The organism is Gemmatimonadaceae bacterium (assembly GCA_035633115.1).
Taxonomy (GTDB): domain Bacteria; phylum Gemmatimonadota; class Gemmatimonadetes; order Gemmatimonadales; family Gemmatimonadaceae; genus UBA4720.
In genome coordinates this window covers 83,447-106,059 of the sequence record DASQFN010000014.1, presented here as the reverse complement: position 1 = coordinate 106,059, position 22,613 = coordinate 83,447, and the positions used below count along the sequence as shown (strand labels likewise).

25 protein-coding genes and 2 tRNA genes are annotated in these 22,613 nt (G+C 61.7%); 12 read left to right on the top strand and 15 right to left on the bottom strand.

Annotated features, from left to right (window positions below; genetic code table 11):
* Positions 1–24 precede the first annotated feature (24 nt).
* The 4 genes from VES88_02295 to VES88_02280 are packed head-to-tail and all read left to right on the top strand — an operon-like array spanning position 25 to position 2,899.
* The gene (locus VES88_02295) at positions 25–1,515 is read left to right on the top strand and encodes an NAD(P)/FAD-dependent oxidoreductase (GenBank protein HYN80304.1); all 1,491 of its coding nucleotides are present in this window, start codon (positions 25–27) and stop codon (positions 1,513–1,515) included.
* Positions 1,512–1,916 (top strand): hypothetical protein, encoded by a 405-nt coding sequence (locus VES88_02290; protein ID HYN80303.1) that lies wholly within the window; start codon positions 1,512–1,514, stop codon positions 1,914–1,916. Before VES88_02295 ends, VES88_02290 begins: the two co-directional genes overlap by 4 nt.
* Positions 1,917–2,228, top strand: a complete 312-nt coding sequence (locus VES88_02285; protein HYN80302.1) for a hypothetical protein — start codon at positions 1,917–1,919, stop codon at positions 2,226–2,228.
* Between the two features lie 29 nt (positions 2,229–2,257).
* The gene (locus VES88_02280) at positions 2,258–2,899 is read left to right on the top strand and encodes a ferric reductase-like transmembrane domain-containing protein (GenBank protein HYN80301.1); all 642 of its coding nucleotides are present in this window, start codon (positions 2,258–2,260) and stop codon (positions 2,897–2,899) included.
* Between the two features lie 13 nt (positions 2,900–2,912).
* On the opposite strand, the gene VES88_02275 is transcribed toward VES88_02280, so the two are convergent.
* Positions 2,913–4,007 (bottom strand): methyltransferase domain-containing protein, encoded by a 1,095-nt coding sequence (locus VES88_02275; GenBank protein HYN80300.1) that lies wholly within the window; start codon positions 4,005–4,007, stop codon positions 2,913–2,915.
* Between the two features lie 36 nt (positions 4,008–4,043).
* Between VES88_02275 and VES88_02270 the strand changes: the two genes are divergently transcribed.
* Both VES88_02270 and VES88_02265 read left to right on the top strand, forming a co-directional pair.
* Complete coding sequence (locus VES88_02270; protein HYN80299.1) at positions 4,044–5,177, top strand: radical SAM protein; 1,134 nt, start codon at positions 4,044–4,046, stop codon at positions 5,175–5,177.
* 74 nt (positions 5,178–5,251) lie between these two features.
* Complete coding sequence (locus tag VES88_02265; protein HYN80298.1) at positions 5,252–6,175, top strand: glycosyltransferase; 924 nt, start codon at positions 5,252–5,254, stop codon at positions 6,173–6,175.
* Positions 6,176–6,188: 13 nt separating this feature from the next.
* Here the strand turns inward: VES88_02265 and VES88_02260 are convergent, their stop codons facing one another.
* From VES88_02260 to VES88_02250, 3 genes are read right to left on the bottom strand one after another with little or no spacing between them, the layout of a single operon-like run.
* Positions 6,189–7,208: a Gfo/Idh/MocA family oxidoreductase gene (locus tag VES88_02260; protein ID HYN80297.1), complete on the bottom strand. Its 1,020-nt coding sequence runs from the start codon at positions 7,206–7,208 to the stop codon at positions 6,189–6,191.
* On the bottom strand, positions 7,205–8,329 hold the full coding sequence (locus VES88_02255; protein HYN80296.1) for a Gfo/Idh/MocA family oxidoreductase: 1,125 nt from the start codon (positions 8,327–8,329) through the stop codon (positions 7,205–7,207). The genes VES88_02260 and VES88_02255 overlap by 4 nt, the downstream gene beginning before the upstream one ends.
* Positions 8,330–8,387: 58 nt before the next feature.
* The gene (locus VES88_02250; GenBank protein HYN80295.1) at positions 8,388–9,194 is read right to left on the bottom strand and encodes a class I SAM-dependent methyltransferase; all 807 of its coding nucleotides are present in this window, start codon (positions 9,192–9,194) and stop codon (positions 8,388–8,390) included.
* Positions 9,195–9,251: 57 nt separating this feature from the next.
* On the opposite strand from VES88_02250, the gene VES88_02245 reads away from it, so the two are divergent.
* From VES88_02245 to VES88_02230, 4 genes are read left to right on the top strand one after another with little or no spacing between them, the layout of a single operon-like run.
* Positions 9,252–10,469: a DegT/DnrJ/EryC1/StrS family aminotransferase gene (locus tag VES88_02245; GenBank protein HYN80294.1), complete on the top strand. Its 1,218-nt coding sequence runs from the start codon at positions 9,252–9,254 to the stop codon at positions 10,467–10,469.
* An 11-nt stretch (positions 10,470–10,480) separates the two neighbouring features.
* Positions 10,481–11,740 carry a class I SAM-dependent methyltransferase gene (locus VES88_02240; GenBank protein ID HYN80293.1) on the top strand — a complete coding sequence of 420 codons (1,260 nt, stop codon included), beginning with the start codon at positions 10,481–10,483 and terminating at the stop codon, positions 11,738–11,740.
* Between the two features lie 7 nt (positions 11,741–11,747).
* A complete protein-coding gene (locus VES88_02235; GenBank protein ID HYN80292.1) occupies positions 11,748–12,656 on the top strand; it encodes an NAD(P)-dependent oxidoreductase in 909 nt (302 codons plus the stop codon).
* Positions 12,641–13,780, top strand: coding sequence for a glycosyltransferase family 1 protein (locus VES88_02230; protein ID HYN80291.1), 1,140 nt, complete (start codon positions 12,641–12,643; stop codon positions 13,778–13,780). The genes VES88_02235 and VES88_02230 overlap by 16 nt, the downstream gene beginning before the upstream one ends.
* Before the next feature lie 27 nt (positions 13,781–13,807).
* Here VES88_02230 and VES88_02225 read toward each other — a convergent pair whose 3' ends face one another.
* From VES88_02225 to VES88_02175, 11 genes are all read right to left on the bottom strand, one after another.
* On the bottom strand, positions 13,808–14,842 hold the full coding sequence (locus VES88_02225) for a glycosyltransferase (protein HYN80290.1): 1,035 nt from the start codon (positions 14,840–14,842) through the stop codon (positions 13,808–13,810).
* The gene (locus VES88_02220) at positions 14,835–15,593 is read right to left on the bottom strand and encodes a polysaccharide deacetylase family protein (GenBank protein ID HYN80289.1); all 759 of its coding nucleotides are present in this window, start codon (positions 15,591–15,593) and stop codon (positions 14,835–14,837) included. The genes VES88_02225 and VES88_02220 overlap by 8 nt, the downstream gene beginning before the upstream one ends.
* A 10-nt stretch (positions 15,594–15,603) precedes the next feature.
* The gene (locus VES88_02215; protein ID HYN80288.1) at positions 15,604–16,593 is read right to left on the bottom strand and encodes a GDP-mannose 4,6-dehydratase; all 990 of its coding nucleotides are present in this window, start codon (positions 16,591–16,593) and stop codon (positions 15,604–15,606) included.
* Entirely contained in the window at positions 16,590–17,813 is a 1,224-nt protein-coding gene (locus VES88_02210) for a glycosyltransferase family 4 protein (protein HYN80287.1), read from the bottom strand. Before VES88_02210 ends, VES88_02215 begins: the two co-directional genes overlap by 4 nt.
* A complete protein-coding gene (locus VES88_02205) occupies positions 17,810–18,988 on the bottom strand; it encodes a glycosyltransferase family 1 protein (GenBank protein HYN80286.1) in 1,179 nt (392 codons plus the stop codon). Before VES88_02205 ends, VES88_02210 begins: the two co-directional genes overlap by 4 nt.
* A complete protein-coding gene (locus VES88_02200) occupies positions 18,972–19,892 on the bottom strand; it encodes a glycosyltransferase family 2 protein (GenBank protein HYN80285.1) in 921 nt (306 codons plus the stop codon). The genes VES88_02205 and VES88_02200 overlap by 17 nt, the downstream gene beginning before the upstream one ends.
* Before the next feature lie 93 nt (positions 19,893–19,985).
* Positions 19,986–20,058: transfer RNA gene (locus tag VES88_02195), tRNA-Lys, on the bottom strand.
* Between the two features lie 16 nt (positions 20,059–20,074).
* Positions 20,075–20,151: transfer RNA gene (locus VES88_02190), tRNA-Arg, on the bottom strand.
* A 108-nt stretch (positions 20,152–20,259) separates the two neighbouring features.
* The gene (locus tag VES88_02185) at positions 20,260–20,742 is read right to left on the bottom strand and encodes an ATP-binding protein (protein ID HYN80284.1); all 483 of its coding nucleotides are present in this window, start codon (positions 20,740–20,742) and stop codon (positions 20,260–20,262) included.
* Complete coding sequence (locus tag VES88_02180) at positions 20,709–20,867, bottom strand: hypothetical protein (GenBank protein ID HYN80283.1); 159 nt, start codon at positions 20,865–20,867, stop codon at positions 20,709–20,711. The genes VES88_02185 and VES88_02180 overlap by 34 nt, the downstream gene beginning before the upstream one ends.
* A 268-nt stretch (positions 20,868–21,135) precedes the next feature.
* On the bottom strand, positions 21,136–21,555 hold the full coding sequence (locus VES88_02175) for a hotdog fold thioesterase (protein HYN80282.1): 420 nt from the start codon (positions 21,553–21,555) through the stop codon (positions 21,136–21,138).
* 282 nt (positions 21,556–21,837) lie between these two features.
* Between VES88_02175 and VES88_02170 the strand changes: the two genes are divergently transcribed.
* The gene (locus VES88_02170; GenBank protein HYN80281.1) at positions 21,838–22,329 is read left to right on the top strand and encodes a glycine zipper domain-containing protein; all 492 of its coding nucleotides are present in this window, start codon (positions 21,838–21,840) and stop codon (positions 22,327–22,329) included.
* A gap of 41 nt (positions 22,330–22,370) precedes the next feature.
* Positions 22,371–22,571: a hypothetical protein gene (locus tag VES88_02165; protein ID HYN80280.1), complete on the top strand. Its 201-nt coding sequence runs from the start codon at positions 22,371–22,373 to the stop codon at positions 22,569–22,571.
* The last annotated feature ends 42 nt before the right edge of the window (positions 22,572–22,613 follow it).

Below are 22,613 nucleotides of genomic sequence, written 5' to 3'. Positions count from 1 at the left end.
GGCCGCTCCGACGATTTCGGCCCCATGAAGCTGGGAGCATCGGAGGCGGGGAGCGCGAGGCAGTTGAGGCCGGGCGATCGTATCATCGTCTGCGGTGCCGGGCCGGCCGGCCTCACGGCTGCGTATCTGCTGGTGAAGCAGGGCTACCAGGTGACCGTGCTCGAAGCGGATACTGTAGTCGGAGGCATTTCGCGCACCGCTCGTTACAAGGATTACCGGTTCGACATTGGCGGTCACCGATTCTTCACGAAGATCTCCGCTGTTCAGTCGTTATGGGAAGAGCTGCTTGGCGACGAGCTGATCGACGTTCCCCGGCTGTCCCGAATCCTCTACAACGGGAAGTTCTTCAACTACCCACTCAAGGCGAGCAATGCCCTTGCGGGACTCGGGTGGTGGCAGGCGGCGATGATCGTTTTCAGTTACGTGCACGCTCGCATGTCGCCCCATCCGGTCGAGGAGAACTTCGAGCAGTGGGTCTCCAATCGTTTCGGCCACCGCCTCTACCGGATCTTCTTCAAGACGTACACGGAGAAGGTCTGGGGCGTACCCTGCACCGAGATCAGGGCCGAGTGGGCCGCGCAGCGCATTCAGGGGCTCTCACTCGCTCACGCAATTCTTTCGGCTACTTCTCTCAATCGCCGCGCGCCTGCGATCAAGACGCTGATCGAGCAGTTCAAGTACCCTCGCCTTGGGCCGGGGCAGATGTGGGAGGAGTGCGCGGCGAGAGTGGCGCAGCTCGGCGGCACGGTGCTCCTCGATCATCAGGTTGCGGGCCTCGAGACGGACGGCACGCGCGTCGTCGCCGCTACAGTGGATACGCCAGGCGGAACACGTCGCATTGAAGCCGAGCATTTCATAACGACGATGTCCCTTCGTTCACTCGTGCAGGCGTTGGGGCCCAACCGACCTCCCGAGGCGCTCGAGGCGGCGGAGGCGCTGACCTATCGCGATTTCATTCTCGTGGCGCTCATTCTCGACAAAGAGAATCTGTTTCCCGACAACTGGATATATGTGCACACCCCTGGTGTCACAGTGGGACGCATCCAGAATTTCCGGAACTGGAGCGCCGCGATGGTTCCCCACGCAGGCCAAAGCTGCATTGGCATGGAATACTTCTGCTTCCACGGTGACGAGCTCTGGAACAGCAGCGACGCGGAGCTGCTCGAGCTCGGCATGCGTGAGCTCGAGACCCTCGGGCTGGCCAGGTCGGCGAAAGTCGTCGATGGCGCGGTAGTTCGAATGCCGAAGGCTTATCCGATTTACGACTCGACCTACCGCGAGAATCTGGACGCTGTCCGGAAGTACATCGACCCCATCGAGAATCTGCATACCGTGGGCAGAAACGGAATGCACAAGTACAACAACCAGGATCACTCGATGTACACGGCAATGCTCGCCATCGAGAACATGCAGGGCGCGGCGCACGATCTGTGGGAGGTCAACACCGATCTCGAGTATCACGAAGAGCAGCGCGTCGAGAGCTCTCCGAGTGATCGGACTACGGCGGCGGCATGACCGTAGACAAATCCATCACGCCGAGCGCGGCCCCGATTCCCGCCGGGGAGGACGAGCCATCACTACCGCCGTCGACGACGCTTCTGTTCGCCCCGGTTGACAAGCGCGCATTTGGTGTGGCCATCGGTACTGTGACGGGGCTGGGAATTTTCACGGTTACGGCAATTGATCTTCTCCGCGGCACGCCGTGGCGTGGTCTTCGGCTGCTTGCCCAGTACTTCGTAGGCTACGATCTGACGTGGGAAGGCGCGTTGATCGGACTGGCGTGGGGATTCGCAGTGGGGTTCGCAGCGGGCTGGTTCGTGGCATTCACACGAAACCTGGCGCTGGCAATATCGCTTTTCATTCTTCGAACTCGAGCCGAGCTCGACACGACTCGTGATTTCCTGGATCACATCTAGATGAACGAGGCGAAGATGGTGGAGACACAGGACGAGGTCAAAACGACGCTTTTGCGTCTGAACGCGCGCGCATGGGGAATCGCCGTCGGATTGCTTTTCGGGGCGGTGCTGTTTCTCGGGACGATAGTTCTTGTGATGCGCGGGGGACCGAGGGTTGGACCTCACCTCGGTATGCTGTGGGTGTTCCTCCCGGGATATCGCGTCACGGTAGGCGGCGCGTTCATCGGCTTCGCCTATGCGTTCGTCATCGGTTATGCGGTTGGACGGTTGATCGGCTCCGTATACAATGCATTGGCGCGCTCGGAGAGCTGACGGCACCGTCTGACTCCAGGTCGTAACGCGTGCGGGGAGTTTCGCGACGCCTCTTACGGAACGTTTCGCTCGCAGCGCTTTTCCTGGGCGGCACTTCCGTTCTCTATCTCGCGATTGATGGACCGCCCGCGCAACGGCTCAGCGTGGCGACGGCTTACGTCGGGCTGCTGCTTCTCGCCGCTACCCTGCTCGTGGGTCCGCTGAGCGATCGAAGCGGACGGGCGACTCCCGTGAGCACAAACCTGCGTCGAGACATCGGCATCTGGGCGGCGATCGGCGGACTCATGCATACGGTCGTTGGCCTGCAGGTCCATATGCGTGGACAGGTCGTGCGTTATTTCGTTCCTGATACGGAGATGGGTGCTCTTTCGAAAGGTGCGATTGCGTTTCTTTCGGCGAATTACACCGGCCTTGCGGCGACTTTGCTGCTTGTGCTGCTGCTCGCGATCTCGAACGACCTGGCCCTGCGAAGTCTGGGGACCGCGCGATGGAAGCGGATTCAGCGGTTGAATTATCTGCTCTTCGCGTTGGTGGTTGTCCATGGAGCCCTTTATCTCGCAGTGGATAGAGCGACATGGCGTCTGATCCTACCGTTTGTGCTCATCGTAGCTGTCGCATGCCAGATCCAGCTTCAGGGACGCCGCTCTCGAGCGAGTGGCATCCGCCAGTGAGACGACTTGCTTCCTAGCTCTTTCTTCCGCTGATGAAGTATTGCGGTACGATTGGGCCCATCATCCATCGAAGCAGCGGTATGTGTCGCATCATCTCCCAGATTCGTCGAGCCCGTTCGTTCCGCTCGCCCAGCTCGCCCGGCTCGTAAACGGGCAGCTCCACCCGCCCGGTGTCGCGAAAAAGTCGACGCAGCTCGCGCCGGGAGTGAAGGCGCGCCTTGTACGGGGTTTTTCGGAGCGCCAAAGCCATCCTTTCCATCCATCTGCGGGGGATGAGCCCGAACCCGAGGATACGAACGTGCGGCTCCGGAAGGATGCTGAATCTGTTGTTCGTTGTGAACAGGAATGCTCCGCCGCCCCGCAGAACCCGCATCGTCTCGCTTTGCATCCGTGTGCTGTCTCGCACGTGCTCGAGCACCGAGTCGGCCATCACGGCGTCGAAAGTCGCCAGGCGGAATGGGAGCGCCTCCGCATTCGCGCAGATCAAAGCGACTCCTACAGCCGGCGCGCCCGCTTCGTTCAGCCGCTGGCGGGCAACGAGGAGCCAACGCAGCGCAGCATCGACAGCCACCACTTCGGCGAATTCCTTCGACGCCGCGAGAGCAAGCGCGGCGGTGCCGCAGCCGAGATCGAGAAAACGCGTGCGCCCAACATCGGGAAATGCGTTGCGCAGCTTTCGGAGAAGCGCCTCATCTCTTGTGGCACTGTTCTCGATGGCGGCGACGTAACGGACGTTGAGCTTGCGCGGACTCTCCGGTGACAGGTCGTAGTACCTGGTGAGAAGCTGACGAAAGGTCGGCGCGGGAGGAGCGAAGAGCCTGTCGATCTTCGCCAGCTCGTCCGCAACCGACACGTACTCATCGGGCCAGAGCCTGAAATCGGGAACTCCATGCCTTATGGGATATGCCGCGGCGCAGGACGCACACCGGTAGAAATCGGCGGAGCGCGCGACGTCACCGTGGCATGCGGGACAGACGAGCAGCGCCTCTATCCACCTCGTTACGGCGTGATGCGGCCCCAGAGCAAATACTCCCTTGTTCCTGGTGGAGATGCCACCTAAACTGACTCTGCGTCGTTGTCCGGCAGCGACGTCCCATCCTGCACGCAATTCCGACTACCAGAAGATAGCAATGAGAGATCGGCCGTGAACGCCGCGCAGCGGGTTAGCCGCCATATCAGGCTGACGAGCGACGCCTACCTGGGCGTCGAGACGCCGCCGTTTCTCGTGCTGTTCATCAACTCGATCTGCAACATGAAGTGCGAGCATTGCTTCTACTGGACGGCGCTCAACAAGAAGGACGACCTGACGCGTGACGAGCTCTTCGCCTTGTCGCGGGAGCTTGGTCCGATCGAGAATCTCAATCTCTCAGGCGGTGAGCCGTTTCTCCGTCCGGAGTTCGCCGAGATCTGTGCGCAATTCATCCGGCACAACGGAGTCAAGCAGATCTACGTTCCAACGAACGCCTATTTCACCGCGCGCGCAGTAGAACAAATCTCACGCACTCTCGCCGAGAAGTTGCTCCAGCTCTTCGTGGTCGAGATCTCGCTCGACGGAATGCCCGAATTTCACGACAACTTCAGAGTCACCCGCCGCTCGTTCGAGAAGGCCATGGAGACTTACGACGCGCTTGCCGAGCTGCAGAAATCCGACGAGCGACTGCGGATCCATTGCATCTCGACTGCGACCGATATCAATATGGATCAGATCCGTCAGCTGACGACATTTCTTTATGAGCGCTGTCCGCAGATGGATCATCATAACCTCGCCCTCATCCGCGGCGACCGTAAGAATCCTTCGCTGAAGGGGCCGTTGCTCGAGCAATACGAGGAGCTGTACGAGTACATCAGGCGGCTCTGGGCGCCGCGCGAGGAGGGACGCTACGGCGCAATCGTCGAGCCGATGCTTCAGTGGGCCAAGGTGAAGACGGCGAGAGAAGACCGACAGGTAATCCCGTGCACGGCCGGCCGGCTCGCCGCCGTGGTCCATGCCAATGGCGACGTCGCCGTATGCGAGCAACACGCGCCGCTCGGCAATCTGAGGCGAAACACTTTCCGCGAAATCTGGGCATCAGAGGAGGCCACGAGGCTGAGGCAGTCGATCGCCAACAGGGAGTGCCACTGCACCACCGAAGTCTTCATGTGGCCGAGCATCACGTACCAGCCGGCTCAGCTGGCGCGCGCAATGGTGGGTGGCAGGGTTTGGCGGCGCCCGCGGGAGCTGCCGGTTCTCGATAGGCAACACATTGTGAGCCGCGACCGCAGCGGAGCGCTGCGCTGAACGCACGACGCGGTCCGGAGCGGGCAACGGCCACCGCTCGAAATCGCCAAAGCGGGAATGCACAGCCGGTTTCGGTGTCGGTAGCAGTCGTCGCTATCTGCGGCGAGTCGCATCTGGAACGCTGTCTGAATGCCCTGTCACATCAGCACGAGGCCCCCGAATTCGACATCGTGATCGCTGCCGCGCCGACGCTCGGTGAACTCGGAAACGTGCGACAACGCTTTCCGGATGCGCAAATCAGGATTCATGAAGGCGTGACCTCGCCCGTGGAGCTCGCCGCGAAAGCGCTGGCCGGCGCTCGCGGCGACGTAATCCTCCTCACAGAAGATCATTGCGTTCCCGACAGCGAGTGGGTGAAGAGTCTGACCCGCACGGTACAGCGCAACGGAAGCGCGGTTGGCGGAGCGGTCGATCCGCTGGACCCCGAGGACATGACGGCTTTCGACTGGGCATTTTACTACGTGGATTTCTACAGGTATCAGGCGCCGCTCACGGCGGGAATCGCCGACTCGCTGAGCGTATGCAACGTCGCATACCGACGCAGCAATCTGGAGTCTCTCGATGAGCCTTGGGACACGTCGTTCCACGAGACCCGGATTCATACGGCACTTGCGAGACAGGGCGCTCCACTATGGATGGAGCCGCGTGCGTCTGTTCGAGCCGGACGCAGGGTACATCGCAGCGATGCGCTGCGCGAGCGATACTCGTTCGGACGATATTATGGTTGTCGCAGAATCGAGCCGCCGCACGATGGCAGCCGGCTTCGATTGCTTATCGCCTCACCCTTGCTACCCCTGCTTCTCATTGCACGAATGGCCCGTGCCTCAGCCCGAGATGACAGGAGGGCGCGAAGGTTCCTGCGCTCGCTTCCGGACATTGCCGCTCTGGTGCTCGCATGGTCGATTGGCGAAGCACTCGGATATCTCACTCGGAAAGCTCCCGCGACAATGGAGGCCGCCTCAGAGCGTGGTATGGCCGGGCCGCAACCCGGCGACTGAACGGGCAATCAATCTAGCCGACGGCGCCCTCGCGCCGGAACGCGGCGACGATCGCGTCGCGGGCAGCGGCCACGTCGGTTGATTCAGTCGAGCCGATGGGCGACGCTTCCTTCGCCCCCACGGCCGCGTAGAACCTGCGGATGAGCTCGCGAAGACCCGGGAACGCCTGCTCACGGCGCGAGGCGCGCCGCAGCAGATTCGAGCTTGCCGCAGCCAGAGTTTGACCCGAAGCAGCGAATGGGTGGATGATCTTGCCGAAGCGTGAAGCTCCTACATCATCGAACGACACGAAGCCATGAAACAGGTCGAGGTTTGCTGTTCCCCGCTCACCGGTTAAACGCAACGCGTTGACAGGCGGCCGGCTGTGAGTCGAGATCTGAATCGAGAGTGACGCTCCCTGGTGAGTGCCGACCGCCTGCATCTCGCCGGACTGCGCCCGAGTCACATTCCAGCTCGTGTTGGCCAGACTTCCCGGGATCAGTCGCCCAACAAGAGATAGAGGATGCGGCAGGACGTCCATGGCCAGTCGGTCGCGCGCGGCGTCGTCGCCTCCGTCAGAGCCGGCGCTGGACATGAAAGCTGCCGCTGACGTGAGTCGGCCAAGCTGCGGCAGGCGCCGCGTGAGACGCATCACGCCCTCCTGAAACAGATATTGATGGACCGGACAAAGCAGCAGCTCTCGCTCTGTCGCTTCCGCGTGCAGCTCGGCAGTAGTCGCCGCTGTTTCCGCAAGCGGCTTCTCGCAGATGACGTGCAGTCCGGCCACCAGCGCCGACCGAACAATCGCGGGATGATCCGAGGGAGGCGTGCAGATGTGGACGACGTCCACGAGGTCACCCGAGAGCGCTGCGCCGACCGAGCCGGTGGATGCCGCGCCGACGCCAAGCTCCCGGGCGAAACCGTAGGCACGAGACGGATCCTTGTCGGCCACGATCGCAACGACTCCGCCAACTTTTCTGACGGCGTCCGCGTGCCATTTGCCCATGAGACCAGCCCCGACTATCGCCGCCCTCAGCCGGGTGCCATCGCTCATTGTTCGAGTACGGCGCGCGGTCGCTCCGCCTCGCCATCCGAAGCCGCCGGGGCATCCTGTCGCACCGGGGTGCGACGGCCGGAAGCCGCGGCACTGTAACACGCATCGATCACCTCGAGCGCCGCGCGTCCGTCCGCGGCGCTCGCCGGCAATGGGCCGCCCGATCGAAAAGCGGCCAGAGTTTTTTCGAGCAGATATCGTGTGGCGGCAACGCGAGGATTTTTCGGGTTCCGCGCCAGTATTTTCCGCGACTTGCCCGTTTCACGCCAGGCGATTCCGGATGCGCCGTACTCGAATCGCAAATGCGGAACGGTGCTGCGGAAGAGTCCGAGGGTTAACCTCGCACGACCGCCGAACGATGCGCGGTACGAGGCATTGCGACTTTCAGCTCGAACCTCGAAGTACTGCGTGTCGCCCTTCGACAAACGGTTTTGAACGAGCTGCGCGAGGCGGCCATCCGAAAACTCGAGCGCGACGACTGTAAGAGCGTCCGCTCCTCCGTCCAGAGTCCCGCCGTCGAGCATCGAGGCCCAGACGGCGATTGGCTTCTCGCCGAACAACGCCAGGAGATAGTCCACGAGGTGGACTCCGGCTTCGTGGAGCGTGCGACGCTGCATCTGTCGGCGCCACCCCGACTCGCTTCCGGGTGGCAGATAGATATTCTGCCACGCCTGGGCGAAAAACACGGCTTCGCCGCTTTCCGGACCGGCGTGCTCGAGCACCGACCGGAAAATCGGCATCTCGCGGAATTCGTGATTCAGTGCAACGCGCCGCCCCGTGAGGCGAGCTGCATCGATCACGGAATCCGCCTCATCCAGAGTCGAGACAAACGGCTTCTCGCAGATCACGTCGATGCCCGCTTCGATCGCTTTGAGACATAACGACGCATGCGTATCCGGCGGCGTCGCGACTATGAGCACATCGGGCCGGCCCACAGCCAGCATCGAATCGAGATCAGTAAAGAGCGGGACGTTGAACTTCTGCTCAGCTCGAGCCCGATGGATCGGATCCTCGGCACACGCGCCGACGACGGTTACTCCCTTGATGCCGGAGAGCGCGGGCAGATGTATCTCGTAACCGGCCTCGCCGAGGCCGATGATCGCTATCCGGTCTGCAGCCATTGCGTGTCTCGTCCTAATGCGCCTGCGTGGCGTGCGCTGGGGTCGAGCGTGCGGAGGTCTACCTCGGTGCCCGGTTTGCGCGACAGAGCGCAAAGATGGTTCGTCCAAAGGGAAGTTGCCAACCGGCGGCTATCGCGCGACCCTCGAGGTCGAGCCAGGTTGTCTTGAGGAAATGAGCGACGCCCGCCTTGCGTGTCGGCAAGCTGAGGAGACCCGTGTAGGAGGGCGCCCCTGAGCGGTTCGCGCGCAACTCGCGTGGTATCTCAGCCAACCCGAGCAAGGAATTGCTTCTGCCGAGCACCATGATCTCAAAACCGGCCGCAGCAAGATGACCGCGAAGCTTGTCGGGTTCATACCTTCTATAAGAGAACACCGGATCGTCGCGAGTTTTCGGATAAGCCTGAGCGTTGGTCCGTATCAGCAGCGTGCCTCCGGGCCGCAACACCCGATGGAACTCCCGGAGCGCTCGCTGATCGCCGCCATCGAGCGGAAGATGCTGAAGCAGGTCCAGTGCGATGACGAGGTCGAACGTGCGGCTTGCGAACGGCAGCTCGAGGGCGCTTGCCCGTTGTACCGACAGATGTGCGCCGCGCGCCGAAGCCAGCGGCTCCGGAGCGGCGTCAATACCCGTAGCAGTCCATGCGGAGTGAGCGTCGAGAAACCACGACATTGTCTGGCCCGATCCGCAGCCTGCGTCGAGAAGCGAGCCATTGGCCGGGAGCTTCGCCCTCGCGAGGAGGCGGGCCGCGATTTTCCGCATGCCCGCATTCCACCACGACATGCTCTCGAGATCACGCATTCGCGCGTAGTACTCGGGAGAGAAGATTCGTGGAGCGGCAACCGCTCGCTCACGCGCATGTTTCATGGTTGACCGGGTTGTGCTGATCGGCGACCTTTCCGGCGCCTCAACCCACAACATTCATTGACCGCAGCGATTCCCGCCAGCCAGTCCCGCCGCCAGATCGGGGTGGGAGGATTCCGAACGAGCGCTCGCGCTAAGCAGCTGGTCAACGAGGTGCTCGACAGCAACCGCCTCACGGCCGGCCCAATGATGAGCCGGTTCGAAAAGGAAATCGCCTCGCTCCACGGCTGCCGGTACGGCCTCATGTGCGACAGCGGGACCGCCGCGCTCCAGATAGCTCTCGGCGCTCTCAAGGAGTCCTGCGGATGGAGTGACGGCGACGAGGTGCTGGTCCCCGCGATCACTTTTGTCGCTACGGCAAATGTCGTTGTCTACAACAATCTTCGACCGGTTTTCGTCGACGTCGATCCGAAATACTTCACGCTCGATCCGTCTCAGATTGAAAAGCGAATTACGTCGCGCACGAGGGCGATAATCCCGGTCCATATCGGCTGTCTCCCGTGCGACATGTCCCCCATCGTGGAGATTTCCCGCGCGCATGGTCTCCGGATTGTCGAAGATTCCGCGGAAGCGATGTTCGCGCTGTGCGACGGCAAGCCCGTTGGATCGTTTGGCGACATCGCCTGCTTCTCGACTTACGCGGCTCACATGATCACGACGGGAGTCGGCGGGCTATGCATCAGCAACGACGGCGATCTCGTGACCATCATGAAGAGTCTCATGAACCACGGGCGTGATTCGATCTACATCAGGATTGACGACGACGAGGGCAAGACAGGCGAAGAGCTTTTCAGAATCGCAGACAGTCGTTTTTCGTTTGTGAGGATGGGTCACAGCTTCCGCTGCACGGAGATGGAGGCGGCTGTGGGCATCGCCCAGCTGGACGATCGCCACGAACACTGGGCCTGCCGCCAGAGTCTCGCAGGCAGAATGCTGGCGGGACTCGCCAAGGTCTCAGACCGATTGCAGCTGCCATCGGCACGGCCAGGATCGGACCACGGCTACATGTTCTTCCCTCTCGTGCTTCGGCGCGATTCGGACAACCGTTCCGAGCTCATCCACCACCTCGAGGAGCACGGCGTAGAAACGCGATATCTTCTACCGCTCATCAACCAGCCGGCCTACCGCAAAATGTTCGGTAATCTCGACCACGAGTATCCGGTGGCCGCAAGGCTGAACGAGTTCGCCTTTTATGTCGGCTGCCATCCGGAAATGAGCGACGCCGACGCCGATTACATAGTGGACTGTCTCGAGTCCTACTTCGCCGCGAGAGGTTGACGCAGCCGCGAATGCCCCGGGAGGCAACCAGGCGCCCACTTCCTTCGGCGAGGCAAAGCGACCGCGCGCGAGCGGTTCGATGCCAGATCTGCCGCGCAAAGACGACGCCTGGACTCGACGTCGGACCGCAACCGGTTGGCGACCTCGTTCTCTCGAGATCGCAGCTCAATCATCCCGAGACGTTCTATCCCATGCAGCTCCACCACTGCGGCGACTGCGGTCTGACGCAGCTGGGCTACATCGTGAATCCGCGAATCGTCTACCGGAATTTCCCGTTCGTCAGCGGTACAACCGAGACTGCCACCAGACACCTGCAAAGCCTGCCGCCGCGGCTTGTCGAGATGCTGCGGATGAACGAGCGCTCGTTCGCAATCGATATCGGGTCGAACGACGGTACCCTTCTCAAAGCGTATCGGCCATCCGGTGTGCGATTCCTTGGCGTCGACCCCGCGGGTGATCCCGTGCGCATCGCGGTGGACGCGGGAATTCCCACCCTTCACGCTTTCTTCAATGAAGAGGCAGCGTCGGCCATTTTCGCCGAGCACGGGCAGGCGAATGCAATCACGGCGTGCGGAGTATTCGGACACGTTGCCGACCTTTCCGGCCTCATGCGAGGCGTGAAGCTGCTTCTGGCTCCGGGCGGAGTGTTCGCCACCGATTCGCAGTACTGGCTCGATACGATGGCGAAGCGGCACTACGACAACATGTTTCACCAGCACCTCCGCTACTATGCCCTGAAGCCTCTGCACCGACTGTTCGCGCAGTACGGTATGGAGATGTTCGACGTGGAGCGATCGGAGGTCTATGGCGGCTCAATTCGCGTGTTCGCCGGCAACGCGGGAGAGCACACGGTGAGTTCACACGTCAATGAGCTCATGGAGATCGAGGAAACTGAGAAGCTCTACGACGCGGGGACAATCGCGCACTTCGCCGCGGACGTTCAGGTTCGCCGCGAGAAACTGTTCGACGCGGTGCACAAACTAGCCCGGGCTGGAAAAAAAGTCATCGGCATCGGCGCGCCGGCGAAGGCCTCGACCGTTTGCAGCTACTGCCGGCTTGGTCCGGAGATGATCGTGTACATAACCGAAGTCAATCCGCTCCGCGTCGGAAAATTTCTGCCCGGCGTGCACATTCCAATTGTCGACGAGCAACGAATGTTCGACGATGAACGGCCGGCCGATGCGGCGGTCCTGTTCGCGTGGAACTATTACGGCGAGATCGTGCCGCGACTGCGTCAGCGAGGCTTTGCCGGTGAAATAATTCTCCCGTGACACCCTGATGCCGGATCAATCAACAGGCGCGGGCACGATTCTCTTCGGTGGAAGCGGCTTTCTCGGGCCGTACATTCTCGAGAACTATCCGGACGTCATTTCAATTGGGAGGACGCAGCCGACGACGAAGAATCGCCATATCCATATCGATAGTCTGGCGAATCTCGATGTTCTGCGCGACGTAGAGTTCGACAAGGTCATATACATCATCGGCAACACGGACCATTACAGTCTGGAGCAGGAGACCCTGTCTCCGGGCGAGCCGACGGCCTTCGACTATCACCTCTTCCCAACCGTTCAGGTGATGGAGCAGCTCAAGCAGTATCCGATCAGGAAGCTGATCCACTTCTCGACAATCCTGCTTTACGACCGGAATCGGATCACGCTCCCGGTGTCAGAAACGGCGCCAATCGATCCGTATCGCACGCGCTACGTGCTCAGCAAGTACATGAGCGAGGAAGCCTGCAAGTTCTACTCGGCCTGGATTCCGATCGTCAACGTCCGGCTTTCGAACATCTATGGCCCTACACGTTTACGCCGTTTCGATCTCATCCATGTGCTCATCAGGCAGCTTCTGGAGACGAGGCGCGGCTCGGTGTGGACGACCAAACCCGAAAGAGACTTCATCTACGTCGAGGACGTTGCCCACGCCGTGATGCAGCTTCTCGAGTCCGACTATACGGGCACCATCAACCTCGGGACCGGAACTGCAACACGGGTGAAGGCTGTTGTCGACGTGCTCGAGGAGCTGAGCGGCACCAAAATAGAGGATCAGAATCTGGACGTCAGCGGGCCGATGCGCTTCCAGTGCGACATGACGACAGTGAACCGGATAATCGACTGGGAGCCACGGTACACCATGAACGAAGGTATCCGCCGAACGTGGTCGATGATGAAATCATGGTCAGGAAGCTGACGCTGGGCATCAGTGGATGGCGCTTGCATGGGCAGCGCACCGGCATCGCCCGGTATCTGTTGAGCATCATCGAGCAACTCACGCCCGAAATCGTGCAGGATCGATTCGCCTCGATCACCGTTTATACGCCGCGTTCGCTGGCATCGTCTCAGATTCAGCTGCCTGCGGGCGTCAGGGAGCGCGTCCTCCGCTCACGCCTCCCGCTGCTCCCATGGGAGAACTTTCGCCTCGGTCCGGCGGCCGGCGACGACGTCGTGTTCTACCCCGCGTACTCGCGGGCGCTGGCAGCGCGTGGTGCGACCGTCGTCACGACGCACGACGCAACGATGAAAGTAGTCCCCACGATGTTCGACCGGCGTGCGCGATACCTGTACGCTCCTCTCTACGGCTGGAGTGCCAGAGCGGCGACGGTGGTGCTTACGACGTCGGAAGCGGCGCGGCGCGACATAGTCGCTGCCTGGAATGTAGAGGGCGAAAAGATTCGAGTGACACCGCTCGCGGCCGCAACCTCTTTCGCGCCGCTTGGCGACTCAGCGGACCGTGGTGAGCTACGCGCGACGATGTTGGGCGAAGACGTTCCGTATTTCCTTATTGTGGGTAAGGCAACCGGTCGACGAAACATCCCGGAGTTGATGCGCGGGTTTCTCGCGTTCAAGCGGCAGACCACCCTTCCCCATCGCCTCCTGGTTACCGGACCCGACTACTCGATCGAGCTGGCTCGCCGGACCGCCGACGAAATAGGCGTAGGCGATGACGTCATGACACGGCCATACGTTCGGGATGACGAACTCAACGTGTTGTACAATTGTGCCGAGGCGTTCATCACCCCGTCGGTCTATGAGAATGGATCGCTCCCGGTTTTCGAGGCGCAGGCCGCTGGCACACCGGTGATCTCAGTGGATACGGACGGCACTCGAGAGGTGACTGGAGGGGCCGCTCTTTTCATGTCGGCATTGACTGCGCACGAGGTTGCAAATGCGTTGTCGACCATAGCCGGCGATCTGGAACTGCGACGCGACCTCTCCCTGCGCGGACTTGCAAACTCCAGGCAGTATTCATGGGAGCGGTGCGCACGCGAAACGCTCGACGCCTGCTATGACGCTGCGCAGATGCATCGTTCGTGACAGGGTTCGACGCACTTGCCCGCGGGTTCACACTGCTCGGCTTGGTGCGCTGCGCTCTGAGCGCCGTTTAAGCGAGTGTGTTATGACACTGTATCCGAGCGCGGCCACGTTCGTGGCGTGGTAGACGAGATGCATTAGAGCGGCGCGCGCGGCGAACCACGGCCCGCGAACCCGTGCGAACCAGCCGAGCAGACGTCGATTGACCAGGACGAAAGCGGCGATACAGGCGATTGTGCCAATGAGCCACCGCCAGTCGCGGAAAACCACGGCGCACGCAATCGCCATCACAGTCACTGCGATGAGCACGGTGCTCGCCTTGTCCGAGCTGCCGACGCTCAGCCCCTGGGAGCTCAGCAGCCGTCGACGCTCGAGGAGCAGGCGCGCGTAGGGCAATCCACGATGCTGGAAGTTCGCGCGGACCATGCCGCGGAACGTCCATCGCTTCAGATGGGTTCCCTGAATCTGAGGATCAAGAATGATCCGATATCCGCGGTCCCGGAGCCGGTACCCCAGCTCGATGTCTTCGATCTGCGGGGTCGTGTAGCGCGCCTGGTCGAACATTCCGACTTCGAGAAAAGCGGCCCGTCTCACCGCTCCGCAGCCCGCCCAGAAGCTCTCGACGTCTCCGCTCTTCTGCTGGTGCACGTAGTGATGCAGGAGGTTCCGGTACTGTGAGATAAAGCCCGGCTCCGCAGGCGACGCGTCGTACGATCCGAAAACGCCGGCGAGCTCGGAGTCTCTCCGAAAATGCTCGACAAGTCGCCGCAGCACGTCCGGCCGAACGCACACGTCGGCGTCCACGAACGCGACCAGCGGTGCACGTGCTGCTTCCGCGCCGGTGTTTCTTGCGGCCGCGGGCCCTCGAGGTGTGCCGTGCATGTCGAGCACCGAATCGGCGCCGGGTACCTTTGGCGCACCACCCGGGCTAACGTCGTCCACGACGATGAGCTCCCACCGCTTGCGCGGAAGATCACTCTTCAGGAGCGCAGCAATTACTAGGGGAAGAAACGGTCCCGCGTTGTGTGTCGGGATAACGACTGAGATGACAGGGGCCTCATTCATTCCCGCGACCCAGCAGCCGTCCCACACTGCTCTTCAGGCTCCGCCCCTGCCTTCGAGCTCTCAGGTAGCGGGCGAATGCCGGTGTACCGAAGCTCTCCAGGCGGCCGCGTCGCCGCAAATAGTAAGCGTCGACTCGCGGCACCGCGTAGGGATCCTCGTCCTCGGCGATGGGTCGGAGCTCCGTCGTAACTGCCACCCGGTACGCACGCGCGGCTGCGGTCCTCTCCCTTTCCGTCGCATCGCCGTAGGGATAACAGAACGTTGCCGGCGAGATTCCCAGCTCGCGTCGAAAGTCATCCAGCGAGCCACTGAGTTCGTCTTCGAGCTCCTGCTGCTCGAGCGAGGGAAGACGGCGATGCGTTCTCCCATGTGAGCCGAGCGTAACGCCCCGCTCCACCGCCCGCGCGATTCCTGCCCAGTCGAGGAGTGTAAGTACCGGCAGCGACGCCGCCGCGGCGCCGGGCTCCCATGCGTTGGTACCACCGACCTTCCCGGTGACAATGAAAACCGTCGAGGCGAGGCTATGCTCGGAAAGGAGATCCAGGGCGATTTCGCCGAAGCTCTTGAAACCGTCATCGAACGTCAGTGCGATGGCGTCGGAGTCAACGCCCGCTGACAGTATCGCTTCGAGAGGCACGACAGGGACAGAACCACTCGCGAGCCACTGGATGTGGCGCCGAAACTCCGCCTCGCTTATGGAGATTGCGGAGTTGGAAGGATCTATCGAGTGGTAGGTGATGACGGCGCGCACCAGCCGTCTCCTAGGTTGGCGTCAGCCGCATCCGTCGGTCTGCGATAACGTCGGCAATGATCTGCTCGAGCGAGCGCTTCGGCCGAAACCCGGTCCACTTCTCGATCTTGCTGCAGTCGGGTACGCGCCGCTCCATATCCTCGAATCCCTCGGCGTACGCTTCCTCGTAGGGAACGAGCTCGATTGGCGAAGCGCTGTTTGCAGTCCGGCGCACCAGCTGCGCAAGATCGTGCATGCTGATCTCGCGGTCGGAGCCAACGTTGAACACCTGCCCGTCTGTGTCAGGCGTATCGAGCAGTCGTATTATCGCTTCGACCGTGTCGCTGACGTGACAGAAGCAGCGCGACTGCCGCCCCGTGCCGAACACCGTGATCGGCTCGCCGGCGAGGGCCTGGTCGGTGAAATTGGGAAGCACCATTCCATAACGCCCCGTTTGGCGAGGTCCGACCGTGTTGAAGAAGCGGGCAATCGTGACAGGCAGACCGTGCTCGCGCCAGTGCGCCAGACCGAGCCATTCGTCCATCGCTTTCGAGCACGCATAAGCCCACCTGGAGTTGGTCGTCGCGCCGAGCGTGAGATCGTCGTCCTCTCGGAACGGTGGGCGGTTGCCTTTTCCGTAAACCTCCGACGTGGACGCGAGCAGCACGATCTTGCGGCTGCCTGCTCTGTGTGCATCAGCAGCGGCAGTAAGAACCGCGGCGGTCCCGAACAGATTGTTCTCGATCGTGCGCACGGGACTTTCGAGAATGAGACGCACCCCGACGGCGGCAGCCAGATGAACGATCGCATCGCTCCTGGCGACGAGTGGCGCAACCACTTCATCATCCGAGGCGGAGCCGACTACGCATTGAAAGCTCGGGTTGCCACGAAGATGCGCGATGTTGTCCGGGGATCCACTCGAGAAGTCGTCGATGACGAGCACGTCGTCGCCGCGGGCCAGCATCCTGTCGGCCAGATGGGACCCGATAAATCCCGCGCCGCCCGTAATCAGCACCTTCATCTGCCGAAGCCCTCCACCACTTCGAGGTAGCGCGGAATGACTGCGCTTTCCGACCACACGTCTATCGAAGCACGATAGGCGCTTTCCGCCAGCCGGTTCCGGTAGTCAGTGTCACCTTGAAGACGACGCATTGCCGCGACGAGCTCAGACTCGCTCCCGAACAGCTCCCCACCGTGTGCTCGCTCCACAATCTCGGGGAACGGTCCCAGCCGCCTCGCGATCACCGGAGTTTTCTGTCGAAACGATTCAATGAGTATGATCCCGAAAGTCTCGTAGCACACGGACGGCACTACCGTGGCCACGGCATGCTGATAGTAAGCACGCAGCCGCTCGAACGGAACGCGCCCGAGGAACACCACGCGCGGGTTGCTGGCCGCCAGCTCGCGCAGATGGCCTTCGTAGTTCCCGTCGCCGGCGATCAGGAGGTCTGCGTCCTCATAGTCATGGAACAGCGGAATCACGTCGTCCAGACCCTTTATCTTCTCGAGCCTGCCGACAAAGAGAAAATACGGACGCGCGTGCCGACGCTCGAATACCGGCACGGCGGCTTCCGGGCCGGGGCCGGGGTCGGCGAGGAAGTACGGCACGACTTCCATCTCGTGCGGAAAACCGAATTCGTGATGCTTCGCGCGGCTGAACTCGCTCATCGCGATAAATCCATTGAGGTGTTGCAGCTCCCTGCGCATCAGGCCGGTCCAACGCCACCACTGCGGCGGCCGGCGATAAACGAGCTGACACCGAAGGCACTGACGCTCATCACACAGCTCGCGGTTGTGACGCCACAGCACGTGCGTTGGACAGACCAGCCAGTGTTCGTGCGCCATGTACAGCTTGGTGGCGCCTCGGCCATACGAAAAGATTCCAGGCCCGCCGATCAACGACGTGTTGTGAAAGTTGATGACGTCGAAGCGGCCATCATCCAGTATCGACCGAAGACGGCGGGCATTGGCCATTGGATGGCCAGTCTGCTGAGTCAGCACTGGCGCAAGCCATCCCACCTCGCTTTCGAGTCCGATGACGTGCACGCCGTCATCGGAGGTGACTCCGCGCGGCTCTTTGCCGTTCGTCAGAAGTCGATACGCATCCTTGTTGTAAACCACCGTCACTTCGTGGCCCCGCCTGACCAGGGCACGCGCCAGACGCTGAACTCCGACAGCGTCGCCGCCGAAGCTGTACGGCGGATAGAAAGTTGTGGGGAAGCAGAAGCGCAATGGGCTCAACGCGCCGCCTCCCGGATCGCGGCGAGCGCTGCGCGAGCGCCCCTGTCCCACGTCAGCTTCCTTGCGGCGGAAAGCGCGTTCGCTCCGAGCTCCCGGCGTGTCTTCTCGTCGGTCGCCAGCGTGCGCATCGCCGAGAGGAGCGAAGCGTCGTCGCCTGGACGAATGAAAATGCCACCTCCTTCGAGCAGCTCCGGAAGCGGACTGTCGGTGGTGGCAATCACGGCCGTTCCGCACGCCGCGGCCTCGACAGCGGGAAGTCCGAACCCCTCGGCTTCCGACACGAGCACCAGCCCGAGAGACCCGGAGTGCAGGTGTCTCAAGGTCTCATCCTCGACAAAGCCGGTCCATTTGACGAGATGCGATGCGCCGCCGGTCTCGATCGCAGACTGAATGTCGGCGCCTTCCGTCTGAAAGACGTCTCGGTCGCGCGTTCCAATAAGCAGAAGATACGGGGCGGCGTCGCCGAGCTCAGCCGCCAGCGCAGCGTGCGCGCGCACGATCGCCGGAACGTTCTTGTGAGGATTGAAGCCCCCGAGGTAAACGAACCATCGCGCGCCCGCGGGCAATCCGGCACGCTTGGCGGCTGCGGTGACGTCGCCTTCGCTCGTCGAAGGACGGTACTCCGTCGCCGGGGCTTCGACGGCGACGCGTATCTTCCTGCGGGCGACACCGAGCACGCGCACAAGGTCGTTGGCGGCGTGATCCGACACTGTAAGAACGATGCGCGCCTGGAACAGGGCAAGCCGAACTTTCATCCGCCAGAACAGCCTCGACCGCGCAGACGGGAATGTCAGCTTCGAGAATCGTTCAGGAATCGCGTCGTGAATTGTGATTACCGCAGGAATATTCAAGGGAAGCGGGAAGTACGTGTAGACGGAGGGCGATAAGAATACATCCAGCGGCTCACGAGCGACGGCGCGCGTCATTCGCAGTATGTCCCCAAGGCCCCGTCGGCCCGCAGCTGATGCAGCAACCACCGGGGCCTCTCGAAGATCGACAACTATCGGACGGACGTTCGACTCGCTCAGCGAAAACACATCTGCTGCTTTCCGATCGAGAAAGCAGATGAACTCATTCTCGGGCGCCAGGGCAGCCATCGCTGTAACGATCTCGCGCGTGAAGCGGCCGTACCCCCGTTTATTTGCCCAGCAGGTAGCGTCAATTCCGATGCGCACGCGCAGCCTCGAGATCCGGCGCCTGCCGCGCGCCCGCGCTCGGGCGCAGTGCACCGACCGCTTCACCGAAGGCCCAGGATGAGGCCAGCCAGAACATGATCGGTGTCGCGCTGAAAAAGCCGATCAGTTTCGAACCGCTCCGTATCACTCGCCGTGCCGTCCTCGCAAGCAGCAGCACGGGAACAGCAGGAGCAGCCACGACGATGCGCGACGCCGACACGAGCTTCTGTCGAACCCTCCAGGCACCGTAGTGCCGCCCGTGCGCGAAGCGATAGCGGGTTATCAGCGCCAGCGGAAAAGTGCCGGCGAGGTCCGCGCCGGCCGACTGAGCCATGACGAGACGGCGGCCTTGAGCGCGCAGCGCGTGATGTATCTCGACCTCCCAGAGCCCGTCTGCAAGCGAGGAGCGGTGCTCGTCGAAAACCGAGCGCTCGTACATGGCGTTGTCTCCGGCGATTTCGGAAACGTCGACAACAGCGCGTCCATCGCTCGGCATGAACGCGGAGTAGCGAAGAAAGTAAATTGCGCGGTGGACAAGCGAGGCCCCGGGCCCTAACGCGATGGGTCCGCCAGCACCGGCGGCTCCCGTGTCGAGCGCCTTGTTTAGGTCGATAGCCCACACCTGGGGAACGACACAGTGCCCTGTAGTGAACGCAACGCGCGACCCTCGGGCGGACGCGAGTCCTGTCGACCAGAGCACGGGTATCAGCGTTCCCGGTGGAAGACAAGTCAGCTGAACTTCGGGAAAGTACCGGCGCACGAGTGAGGCGGTTTCGTCGGTGGAGGCGTCGACAACGATTATCTCTGAGCGGAGGCCCGCACAGCTTGTGAGGACAGACGCGAGACACGCCCGAATCGAGCGCTCAGAAGCAACTGACCCGACAACAACCGTCAAGTCGATCAATATGTCATCTCGCCGCACATGAGACCCGCGCTCGGAAGCCGTATGATCCAAAAAAAAGAGCCGCGTCTTGAGGCGGCTTTTTTTTCGGCTCAATGCGCCGTGTAGGAATCGAACCTACAACCTAATGATTAAGAGTCATTTGCTCTGCCAATTGAGCTAACGGCGCGATCGGTCCTGCACTGTGGCGCGCCAGGAGGGAATCGAACCCCCGACCCACAGCTTAGAAGGCTGTTGCTCTATCCAACTGAGCTACTGGCGCTCGTAGTCTTTCAAGATAAGTGTTCCAATACATCGATACAATCGGGCTGCGGGGAGTCGAACCTCGCGTCGCCTGCCACTGTCAGGCACCCGTGCGCCCTTACCTACGTTAATCCTGCCTTACCGAAGGGGCAATTGCGGCATTCCCATCTCCGCGCGGCAGCTCGAGCGTGAATGCGGAACCCTCGCCAAGCGTGCTTTCAGCAGTCAAATCGCCGGACATCGCGCGGGCAAGATCGCGGCTGATGGCGAGGCCGAGACCGGTGCCCTCGTGAACGCTCGTGAGCTTCCGGTCGAGCTGAATAAAGGGCTCGAAGATCGCCGAGAGCTTGTCGGCGGGAATTCCGACGCCAGTGTCGCGAACCTGAATTCTGACCTTGTCGCCGTCGACGTCAGACTCGATGGATACCTTGCCTCCCGCCGGTGTGAACTTGATGGCGTTCGACAGAAGATTCAGCATTATCTGCCGCATTTTTTCAGCGTCCGCCTTGACCGCGAGACCGCTGTCACACTCGTCGTATTCGTAGCGCAGTCCCTTGCCCTGCAGCTGCGCCGTGATCAGAGACTCGATGTCGGCGAGGAATTCGTGCACCCGAACGTCGCGCGTGTCGAAATCGATGTGTCCGGCTTCGAGCTTCGCATGAACATCGCGGCACCGACCACCGCCGGCCAGAAGAAAACGAAGATGATCTGGTTGACGTACGGCCTGGCGGCCATGGGGTGCGGATAGGTCCTGATCCGATTGCGCGCGCCGGTGGGAGTTCCAGCTTTGCTCCGCGGCCATCGCGTGCGCCTGTCGCGCCGCTACCCTCGGGTGGCGGCGCGCCGGCCCCAGTGTCCCCCTCGCTGAGTTTCTTCTGCCCTCATGAATTCTCGTTGATCCGCGATTGCCCGAGGGTGACGCGCACGCCTTGAGAAAAAGGGATGAGGACCAATCGATGGGCCCCAATGTAGTGCGATACGCAAACCGCGAACAGGTCGTCAGTCAGCGGGTCGGTACGATAGCGATCGTGCAGCGCGAAACGCAGACAACGCGCGCTTCTTCATCAACGATCTCGACCATCCACACGTGGGTCGAACGTCCGATATGAGACGGAGTCGCTGTGCCACGAACCGTCCCTTCACGTTTCGCGCGAATGTGGTTCGCGTTTATCTCGAGCCCGACGGCACTCGACTGGTGCTGATCGATATTCATGATCGCGCCGAGGGATGCGAGCGTTTCCGCAAGCGCGACTGAAGCGCCGCCGTGGAGCAGGCCGTAAGGCTGCCGCGTGCGCTCGTCGACAGGCATGGTCGCCACAACCCTGGATGCCGTCAGCTCCACGATTTCAATCCCCAGCTTCTCGGCCAGACCGTTCGTTGCGTGAGCGAGTATTGTTTCCTGCGAGTCGTTGGAAAGCGTCATTGTGTCGGTGGCGAGAGAGCGGTGAGCCGCAGAAGGCTGTGAGGCCAACTTAGCCGGTTTCGCAAGCGCGACGTTGGCGGCTTACACGGGACAGCCGAGCCGACTATCAGACAATACGTGAGGACGCGCGTCTAACCGTTTGGCGAGCATCAAGATACGATTTGACTCAATAATCGTAGGTTGCAGCCGTCTGAGCACGTTTAATGACCGGCCCGACGCACATCGGTGGCATGGCACGTGCCCTCTTGATCCTGTGTTCGACTCCTCTATCGGGACATAATCATGACAAGCTCAAAAATTCTGGCAACGCTCGCGATTGTGAGCGTCTTTGCGTGCGGCAAGTCCGACACGGCGGCGACGGACAGCCTCTCTCTCGCGGCACGGAATCAGATGTCACTCGATTCGATATCGGCGGCGGAACGGGCAGCGGCTGCCACAGCGGTCGCTCCAGTAGCCACGGATCCGTCTTATGCGCCGGCTGCGCCAAGCCGTTCGACAGGCACCAGCGCGCGACGCACGAGTGGATCGCGCTCCACGAGCTCCGGTGGAACCTCGAGCGGCACCGTATATCCTTCGCCAGCCCCAACGAGCTCGGGCACCGTCACCATCAAGAACACCGAGCGTGATGCGAAGATCGGCGCGGTTGCCGGTGCGGTCATTGGCGCAACGACGAGCAAGAACAAGGTGAAGGGCGCGATCGTGGGTGGCGTGATTGGGGCCGCAGCGGGCGCAGTGATCGGCAACAACATCGACAAGAAGACGGTGAAGAAGTAGGGATCCTGCTCAACGACGACTCATTCACTATGGAGGCAGAGGTGCGGCTTGCTCGCTGGAGGGAAATTGCGATACTCGGCACGATCGCTGCCGGCATCGTCCTTCTAGTGCGTCTCACTCAAAGATCGCAGAAGCGAAAGGAGATGCACGATACTGCAGTCGCGACACTGACCGAGTCGGGCGAGTTTTTTTTCGCACCGGTGGACGACAAGCCGGCGAGCACCTCCATAGCTGGTTCCTGAGCGGCGTCGCAGGAGCTGGAACAGGCAAGCGGTCCGGCGTTT

Coding starts and splice junctions, on each gene's coding strand:
- VES88_02295 (HYN80304.1), top strand. CDS start 25: ATGAAGCTGGGAGCATCGGAGGCGGGGAGCGCGAGGCAGTTGAGGCCG.
- VES88_02290 (HYN80303.1), top strand. CDS start 1,512: ATGACCGTAGACAAATCCATCACGCCGAGCGCGGCCCCGATTCCCGCC.
- VES88_02285 (HYN80302.1), top strand. CDS start 1,917: ATGAACGAGGCGAAGATGGTGGAGACACAGGACGAGGTCAAAACGACG.
- VES88_02260 (HYN80297.1), bottom strand. CDS start 7,208: ATGAGCGATGGCACCCGGCTGAGGGCGGCGATAGTCGGGGCTGGTCTC.
- VES88_02255 (HYN80296.1), bottom strand. CDS start 8,329: ATGGCTGCAGACCGGATAGCGATCATCGGCCTCGGCGAGGCCGGTTAC.
- VES88_02250 (HYN80295.1), bottom strand. CDS start 9,194: ATGAAACATGCGCGTGAGCGAGCGGTTGCCGCTCCACGAATCTTCTCT.
- VES88_02240 (HYN80293.1), top strand. CDS start 10,481: ATGCCCCGGGAGGCAACCAGGCGCCCACTTCCTTCGGCGAGGCAAAGC.
- VES88_02235 (HYN80292.1), top strand. CDS start 11,748: ATGCCGGATCAATCAACAGGCGCGGGCACGATTCTCTTCGGTGGAAGC.
- VES88_02230 (HYN80291.1), top strand. CDS start 12,641: ATGGTCAGGAAGCTGACGCTGGGCATCAGTGGATGGCGCTTGCATGGG.
- VES88_02225 (HYN80290.1), bottom strand. CDS start 14,842: ATGAATGAGGCCCCTGTCATCTCAGTCGTTATCCCGACACACAACGCG.
- VES88_02215 (HYN80288.1), bottom strand. CDS start 16,593: ATGAAGGTGCTGATTACGGGCGGCGCGGGATTTATCGGGTCCCATCTG.
- VES88_02180 (HYN80283.1), bottom strand. CDS start 20,867: ATGGCCGCCAGGCCGTACGTCAACCAGATCATCTTCGTTTTCTTCTGG.
- VES88_02175 (HYN80282.1), bottom strand. CDS start 21,555: ATGACGCTTTCCAACGACTCGCAGGAAACAATACTCGCTCACGCAACG.
- VES88_02170 (HYN80281.1), top strand. CDS start 21,838: ATGACAAGCTCAAAAATTCTGGCAACGCTCGCGATTGTGAGCGTCTTT.